Source organism: Ileibacterium valens, assembly GCF_001945525.1.
Classification (GTDB): Bacteria; Bacillota_I; Bacilli_A; order Erysipelotrichales; family Erysipelotrichaceae; genus Ileibacterium; species Ileibacterium valens.
Genome location: NZ_MPJW01000099.1, coordinates 1 through 7,521 on the forward strand (window position 1 = coordinate 1; position 7,521 = coordinate 7,521).

Below are 7,521 nucleotides of genomic sequence, written 5' to 3' on the forward strand. Positions count from 1 at the left end.
GGTCGATACCAATACCATCTGAATCTTTACGATAAGAAGGAACAGAATCGACTTCGTACTCGACATAGACACTCATATACCATCTGCCGTTCTTCTGTCCAATCCGTCCTTTTACAATCTCAACTTCATTTGGAACATAAGTCGGAATTCGACCTTTCTCCTTGAGGTGGACTCGTCCAAGTTTTGGTACCTGGACATACCATCGAGTCGATCGAACGGGTTGACTGAGACTGTTGCGGCAGAAATAAACCATCGCTTCGTTGGAACCTTTCTTCTTGAACTTTGGAAACCCGCTTTGTTTCTTGAAGAACTTACGATAAGCCTCGTTTGCATCGTTGATCGATTGTCTTACTGCTTTGGAAGGACAGTCGTTGATCCATATCTTTCCGCTGGCGGGGATATAGTCCTGTTTGAGCCATGTATAGAACTCTGCTGGTTTCATCAACGTACTATGAGGCTTACGTCCTGATGTTTCAGCAAGCTTCTTTTCTGCTTCCCAACGTTCTTGGTTCTCATGAAGATACAGGTTGTAAACAAAACGGCAAATTCCCTGAAACCGGGTAATCTGCTGTTTTTGTTCGTCTGTTGGATCAATCTCAACTTTGAATGTCCTATATCGTTTCATGGGATGACGTCTCCTATTCTTTGGTCAATGAATCATCTTCTTCGATCATCTTCCTGTATTTCCTCAATCCAGACAATCTGCACGAAAACACGCGCAGGATGGCCATGATGTCTTCGACAAGTTCCTTTTCAAAAGAAAGTTCTTCGTTGTTTACAACGAGGATCCTGCACCCGAATCGTTCACACAATCGTTCGAACCAATCATAGCCGAACTAAACGAATCGGTCTTTATGGGCTATCACGATCTGCGATACTTTTCTGTCCATGACCTGATTCAATAGGTTGTTCCATTTCTTGCGGTTGTAGTCCAGGCCGCTTCCATAGTCTTCGATCACTTCAGAAACGATGATTCCACGGGCATTACAGAACTGACGAAGAAATGCGGCCTGGTTTTTCAGATCGTCTTTCTGATTTCTTGTCGAGACTCAAGCATAGATGACAGAAGTTTCTTCTGTTTTGGAAGAACCAACAGACCCTCCAGTCAGTTCTAAATATTGTTCATGTGTGTAATAGCGAACTTTGCCAAAAGAGCGATAAGAAGTCAGTTTCCCTGCCTTCTCCCATTACCTGAGGGTTTGGAGAGAAACACCGATCATCAGTGCGAATTCACCAATTTTATATCTCTTTTCCATGACTATATAATAATCGAAAAGAATAGAAAAGATACGAAAATCAGTAACTTAACTTGTCTCCTCAATGAAATACCAAGTCCAGGCCAGCATCATCTGTTTAAAGAACAGCCGTTCAAGCGTTCCAATCAGATCATTTATCTGTCCTTTTTCCTGAACGATCAAAGCATGAAGCAGGGCGATGTTTTGCTTTTCGGAAAGTGAACTGATGTATTCCCAGACAGAATTCAGATCATCAGGTACTTTTTCTAATCGGATCTGGCTAAGCAAAGCCAGCAGTTGTTTTAAAAAGTCATTAACGGTATAAAGCTTTACCGCTTCAAGCTGACAAATATAAGCTAGTGCCTGAACAAGTCTTCCATAAATTTCATCCGAAGAAGCCATCTTCGACAGGGAAGATGGACGAAAACCAACGGAATCCTTAACAATTCTCAGCGTTTGTCTTTCGCTCAGATTCTGGTGGATCAGCATAAACCGATATGAGAGATATTCATCAAGAAAGCACAGATCAGCAGCAGAATCTTTGGTAAAGGTATACAGATAGCCTGTAAATTCGCCAATAAGACGTCCTGTTTCCAGATATCCAATGTGCATACTTCGAATGCATGATTCCGATGAAAAATCGAGAAAATTTCCTAATGGAAGCATTGGTTTAACATAGACAATATCCAGACCTGGCTGTAAGGGCAAAGTAATTCCCGGTCCTTCAACATTAATTGCCAGGATCTTTTTTGCTCCCATTTTTAAAGCCAGATCAACCGGCACATTATCGGCATATCCTCCGTCAATATAATCATCACCATTCATAACCATCATGGGAAAAGCAGGATAGCATGAAGCGGAAGCCAGAAGAATATCAACCGAATTTTCGGCAGTCATATCTTTTTTAAAATAAGCTTCTGGTCTTTTTTTGGTAACATTAAATGTCATACAGGCAAAATCAATTTTCGAAGCTGAAAACAGCGGGTAAGAAAACATCTTTTCAACTGCGCTTTTTAAGGGTGAAATATCCATCCCCTTATTTGAAAGGATATATTTTTCCATATAGGAAGAGATTTCCTTATGGGACTTTAAAACCTGTGAAAAGTTTTCTGGAAAATCAAAGAGGTCCTTGGCGATCGCCTGAGGATGAATTTCACCGACGAATTCCACAATCCGATCCAGCGTCTGCTGTGTGTAGATTGCTGAGACTAAAGCACCAATCGATGTCCCTGCTGCACAATCAAATTCGATATTCGCCTGATTTAACATCTGCCAGGCCCCAATTTCATAGCAGCCCCGTGCCCCGCCTCCGCCCAGGACAAGACCCATTTTTTTGTTTTCAGGATTTTCAAACCAGTTTTTCATGAACTCTGTCCTTTCTCTTCTTCCTTATTTTCAGTTCTTCCGATTTGTTTTATGTCCTGCAATTTCATAAGTCAGTTTCATTTAAAAATTAAAACTAAGCATCTGAATACTGGAAAAATAGATTGAATATCCATAGGCATAGCTGATCAGAAATCCGACATTCAGACAGGAAACAAACGGAATCAATCGATTCTTTGAATTCATGACGATTTTTCCAATTCCAATCAACAGGCCAAGGACAGCCGCAGTCATCAGACAGACCAGCATTCGCTCAGCACCAAGCAAACTTGTATAGAGGACGATGAAAACCAGATCAGCGGATCCCATTTTTTTCTGTCTGACAAATGGGAAAACCATCAGCCCAAAGAGCAGTCCATAAAAGATTGCAGCCATATCAAATTTCATCAATGATCCACCTGCGACTAAAAAGCAGAGAATCCAACCCCACCATTTTTTCCAATCAATAAAATATGTAAGTAAATCCTGAAGTCCTAATGCATAGAGAAATCCAATCATATATAGATAAAATAAAAAATTTAACCCCGAATGAACTGATGGTATTCTTATCATGATGACTATGAATAATAGATTCCATAAAGTTGCTTTAACAAAAGTATTCTTTTGTCTGTCTGAGGATTCATCCAGAGATGTTTTCAGATTTGGTTGAGAATTTGCTATTCTCGAGCTCTTTTGCAGATAACCGACTGTCATCAAAAAAATTCCCGCAATCATAACGAATGTCTGATTCTGTTCGAGAACATTTATCATTTCAATTATTTTTTTCATGGTTGAAGTCTATCGAAACAATGTGACAAATCGGCCATTATTTTAATTTTTATCTAAATTTCGTTTTATTGCCTGTTCAGAACTTCAAAAGTGGCCTCCAACCCCTGTATGATCTGTTCCAAAGAAAGTGACGGCAGACCTGGTTTATCCAGAATCTGCTCAGTGAGATAAGGAACATGGATAAATCCAGCCTGAATGTTCGAGAACTCCTTATTCTGCCTGATCCAATCGAGCACACAATACATCAATGTATTACAGACATAGGTTCCTGCACTGTAAGAAACCGAAGCTGGGATTTTTCGTTTTTTAATTTTCTGAACCATCTCCTTGATCGGAAGTGTGGTAAATAAGCCATCCTCTCCATCCGCTCTGATCTTTTCTCCAGCGGCCGTATAACCCTCAGAATCCTTGATCGTGGCTTCCTTCCAGTTGACTGCAATCTTTTCCGGAGTGATTCCCTGCCTTGAGCCAGCCTGACCTACACAGATGACATAATCTGGGCGAAGCTTTTGAATATGCTCTATCAGTATACGAGGTGCTTTCTCATATGAGACTGGAAGCTCGATCACTGTAAGTTTTCCTTTATTGGGATCCCAATTCTGACTGAGTCTTTTTAACGCTTCATAGGAAGGATTGATCGTCTCGTTATTAAAAGGCATAAAACCAGTTGCCAGAATATTTATTGTCTGTTTTTCCATAACCTGTTTCCTCAAAATCGAATTTCTTATGTTTTAACGCTTTAAATCTTCTTGATCCGGTTCGCTTTTTATTCCTTGTCAGCGCAGCATCTAATCTGTTTGATGCCTTTGATCGAATACAGCTGAATAATCCTGTTTTGACAACCAGGAAATCATGGCCAAATCAACTTGAACATCCATAATATTTTCCTTAAAAGGAGTTTTTGAAAAATCGATCCGGTAGGCATACAGGTGCTGAGCATTTTCTTTTCCCTGATACCCATATTTATGATCTCCAATTAAGGGGTGATCCAGGTAAGCCAGTGTCGCTCGGATCTGATGAAACCGACCTGTTAATAATTCAACTTCAATAAGAGTTGAATTTTCCTTTTCTTTTCTTTTCAGAACTTTGATGATCAGATTGGCCTCAAGAGCGCCTGCTTCAGGATCCTTGAAAACATGAGCCTTCGTTCCCTCTTTTTTTAAATAGAGCTTGAGATCATAACGATCTTTTTTTAGGATTCCTGAAGCTTCAGCCAGATAAAACTTTTTCAGGGAATGATCTTTGATTGCTTCATTTAAAAGCCGAAGCGACCTGGCGTTTTTTCCAGCTGCACATAACCCAGCGGTATTTCGATCGAGCCGGCTGACGGCTGCAGGAACAAAGGAGAGCTCCTTGCTTCGATCATAGCTGCCATTATCAATCAGATGACTGATGATCTGATCTGCCATTGTGTTCTGATCTTTTGATGAATCTTTCTGAGATAAGAGCCCAGTGGGCTTATCAACGATCAAAAGATCCTGATCTTCAAAGATGATTGAAATCTTTTCATTCTCCTTAACAGAACTTTTTTTCGAAAGACTCATTTTTCCCTGGTTTTCAGATGGTTTAAATCCTTCATTTTTTTGGCGCAAAGCATCTTCGGGTAAAAACAGGAGAATGACATCTCCAGAATTCAGCATCTGATCATGACTTGCTCTTTTACGGTTAACCTTGATCTTTTTGTTTCGAAGTCCCTTGTACATCATGGAGCGTTTCAGATCCGGAAAGGCTTTGCCAAGAAATTTATCGAGTCTTTGTCCGGCATCATTTTCTTCTATTCTTATTTCTTTCATCCTGTTCACCTTCAAAAGCAGAATCTGCTTATTTCTCTGTTCGATTATCCTTACCGAGCGAACTTTTCAGTCTGAATCCAATTCTTTAAAAAATCATTATTCAGCCTTGTAACAGAGAAAATTGAAAAATTGAGAATTCTTTTAAACTTTGTGTATTATTTCACAATCAAGCCTGTATAATAGTTTCGTCTGCCTGCAATTCATGCAAAAGACAGACGATATTCAAACTAGTTCAGTACCGCAATTGTTCGAAATCGTCCAGTCTATTGACCGCAGTTAAAAAGAATCTGCTTCTTTTGTCATTCTATTCGATATAATGATACTAAGTGAGAGATCTGCTTTCTGCGTCTATGGGCAGGACTTGCAGAATCTGAAAAATGTCAATTTTACAGAAAGGAAATTACATTCTATGAGAGGAGTTTACAATTCCGTAACAGATATTCGCCGCCAGGTCTTTGCCGCGATTGCAAAAATGGCGTATGACGAAAATGTTGACTATGGCGAACGCCTTGAAGCCATCCCCTATGAAATTATAAAAGGCGCTAAAGCGAAGTATCGCGATAATGTCTTCCTTGAAAGAGCCATCATTGGTGAACGTCTTCGTTTAGGTATGGGCCTTCCTGTACGTGATATCTCTACTGTAGCTGCCATTTCCGATGGCGTGCAAGAATCCGTCATCGCCGAAAAATATTACGATCAGCCGCTCGTAAACATTATCAATTTTGCCTGTCATGCCTGCCCTGAAAAGAAGGTTATGGTGACCAACGGCTGCCAGGGATGCCTGTCTCACCAGTGTGTTGAAGTATGTCCCAAAAAAGCTGTTCACATGGTCAATGGACATTCAGAAATCGATCAGGATCTTTGCATCAAATGCGGGCGCTGTATTGATGCCTGTCCTTATCATGCCATTATCAAAATTGAACGTCCATGTGCTTCAAGCTGTGGAATGAACGCCATTTCCAGTGATGAGGATGGAAAGGCCGTAATTAATTACGATAAATGTGTTTCATGCGGACAGTGCTTAGTCAATTGTCCATTTGGCGCCATCGTCGATAAAGGTCAGATCTTTCAGACGATTTATGCGATGAAACAGGGCAAAAAAGTTATTGCAGCCATTGCTCCAGCATTTGTTGGTCAGTTTGGTCCAAATGTTACACCCGACAAAGTCAAAGCCGCATTAAAGGAACTCGGATTTGCGGATGTGGTTGAAGTTGCAATCGGTGCAGACCTTTGTACGATCGAAGAAGCGGAAGACTTCATGAATAAAGTTCCAGAAAAACAGCCATTCATGGCAACTTCATGCTGTCCGGCGTGGTCTGTCATGGCGAAAAAGGAATTCCCGCAGTTTGCGGAATACATTTCCATGGCCCTGACTCCAATGGTATTAACAGCCCGAATGATCAAAAGAGATAATCCAGATGCCATGGTGGCCTTCATCGGTCCATGTGCTGCCAAGAAGCTTGAAGCCAGCCGCCGTTCTGTTCGTTCCGATGTCGACTTCGTATTAACCTTCGAAGAAGTCATGGGTATGTTTACAGGCAAGGGTGTCAATCTGGCTGGAATTCAGTCTGATGGAAGTCTTGATGAAGGAACTGCTGCCGGCCGTGAATTTGCCGTTGGCGGCGGAGTAGCCAAAGCCGTTAAAAACCTCATCAATAAGACTCATCCTGAAGTTGAAGTCAAGATTCAGGCTGCAGAAGGTCTGAAGAACTGCCGGACGATGCTGATGATGGCCAAAGCCGGACGCTTAAACGGATACCTGCTTGAAGGCATGGCCTGCCCTGGAGGATGTGTAGCCGGTGCGGGAACCTTGCAGCCAATCTCTAAATCTCAGGCCGCTGTTAAGAAATATGCCGCTGAAGATAAGATGAAGATTGCTGACGAAAGTGCATTTGGTCATGAAGTCCATGAAATTTCCCATATGTATGATGCGCCAGCTGAAGACTAAAATCCGTCTGTCAGCCTTTGATCAAAGTTCGTTTATTCATTAAGCCAACTCAAATCACAATATTAAGCAGAAAAATAGTATTCAAACAGATTTTATGACCTGGAATCGTAATTTACTAAACTATGTTAGCAAATCCAGTCAGCACGAAATTTGTTTGAATCAAATTTAAATAAAGGGGCTGTTAAATTTCTGACAGTCCAAAAATAAAAAGAGGCACCTGATCCGTAATGGATGAGGTGCTTTTTTTGGTAAAATATGTTCATGCTCAATAAACAAAATTACCAAACACACTATAACTGTTATGAAATGACCTTTGTCAAGAGTGAATAAGAAGACATATTGCCCCCTTACCCCCATTGATAGTCTTCATTTTGGTTCGATGGTAGACAGCACT

The 7,521-nt window shown here is 40.9% G+C and carries 6 protein-coding genes and 1 pseudogene; 1 reads left to right on the plus strand and 6 read right to left on the minus strand.

Features of this window, described 5'->3' with window-relative positions:
• The 6 genes and pseudogenes from BO222_RS04545 to BO222_RS04570 all read right to left on the minus strand — a co-directional run.
• The coding region (locus tag BO222_RS04545; RefSeq protein ID WP_143356936.1) for an RNA-guided endonuclease InsQ/TnpB family protein at positions 1–625 on the minus strand (625 nt) is incomplete at its 3' end.
• A gap of 13 nt (positions 626–638) precedes the next feature.
• Positions 639–1,256, minus strand: a pseudogene (locus tag BO222_RS13290) (IS607 family transposase).
• Positions 1,257–1,304: 48 nt separating this feature from the next.
• Positions 1,305–2,600 (minus strand): patatin-like phospholipase family protein, encoded by a 1,296-nt coding sequence (locus BO222_RS04555; protein WP_075818777.1) that lies wholly within the window; start codon positions 2,598–2,600, stop codon positions 1,305–1,307.
• An 81-nt stretch (positions 2,601–2,681) separates the two neighbouring features.
• Complete coding sequence (locus BO222_RS13450) at positions 2,682–3,005, minus strand: hypothetical protein (RefSeq protein WP_143356937.1); 324 nt, start codon at positions 3,003–3,005, stop codon at positions 2,682–2,684.
• Between the two features lie 446 nt (positions 3,006–3,451).
• The gene (locus BO222_RS04565) at positions 3,452–4,084 is read right to left on the minus strand and encodes a pyroglutamyl-peptidase I (RefSeq protein WP_198931995.1); all 633 of its coding nucleotides are present in this window, start codon (positions 4,082–4,084) and stop codon (positions 3,452–3,454) included.
• 90 nt (positions 4,085–4,174) lie between these two features.
• Positions 4,175–5,179 carry an RluA family pseudouridine synthase gene (locus BO222_RS04570; protein ID WP_075818781.1) on the minus strand — a complete coding sequence of 335 codons (1,005 nt, stop codon included), beginning with the start codon at positions 5,177–5,179 and terminating at the stop codon, positions 4,175–4,177.
• A gap of 409 nt (positions 5,180–5,588) precedes the next feature.
• On the opposite strand from BO222_RS04570, the gene BO222_RS04575 reads away from it, so the two are divergent.
• Positions 5,589–7,127, plus strand: coding sequence for a 4Fe-4S dicluster domain-containing protein (locus tag BO222_RS04575; protein WP_075818783.1), 1,539 nt, complete (start codon positions 5,589–5,591; stop codon positions 7,125–7,127).
• The last annotated feature ends 394 nt before the right edge of the window (positions 7,128–7,521 follow it).

Coding starts and splice junctions, on each gene's coding strand:
- BO222_RS04555 (WP_075818777.1), bottom strand. CDS start 2,600: ATGAAAAACTGGTTTGAAAATCCTGAAAACAAAAAAATGGGTCTTGTC.
- BO222_RS13450 (WP_143356937.1), bottom strand. CDS start 3,005: ATGAAATTTGATATGGCTGCAATCTTTTATGGACTGCTCTTTGGGCTG.
- BO222_RS04565 (WP_198931995.1), bottom strand. CDS start 4,084: ATGGAAAAACAGACAATAAATATTCTGGCAACTGGTTTTATGCCTTTT.
- BO222_RS04570 (WP_075818781.1), bottom strand. CDS start 5,179: ATGAAAGAAATAAGAATAGAAGAAAATGATGCCGGACAAAGACTCGAT.
- BO222_RS04575 (WP_075818783.1), top strand. CDS start 5,589: ATGAGAGGAGTTTACAATTCCGTAACAGATATTCGCCGCCAGGTCTTT.